The organism is Novosphingobium sp. B-7 (assembly GCF_000410615.1).
Classification (GTDB): Bacteria; Pseudomonadota; Alphaproteobacteria; order Sphingomonadales; family Sphingomonadaceae; genus Novosphingobium; species Novosphingobium capsulatum.
The window spans coordinates 1-291 of record NZ_KE148452.1; the positions used below are offsets into that span (position 1 = coordinate 1).

Annotated in this window: 1 protein-coding gene; it reads right to left on the reverse strand. The window is 74.2% G+C overall.

Features of this window, described 5'->3' with window-relative positions:
• Positions 1-291 (reverse strand): DNA translocase FtsK 4TM domain-containing protein (locus H926_RS29210; RefSeq protein WP_043610585.1); only part of this gene is annotated, 291 nt, incomplete at both ends.

Here is a 291-nt window from a genome sequence, read left to right on the forward strand (position 1 = left end):
CGGGCAGGCTGCCGCCCGGGCCGGTGAACGCCAGCGCCAGCGCCGTGCCCGACAGCATCATCGCCACCGACAGGCCGAGCGACAGGCGCCACCAGGCCGGTTCGGGCGCGGGCGCTTCTTCATCCTCGTCCACGTCGATCAGGTCACCGGCGGCATCCCACAGGCGGCGGGCAAACACGAACAGCAGCGGCACCAGCAGGCCGCCGGGCAGGCCGAACAGCACCAGCACGCGTTCCGCCGCCCAGGCGCCGGGCAGGCCCATCCAATTGTCCACCGGGCTGCCCGAGGCGG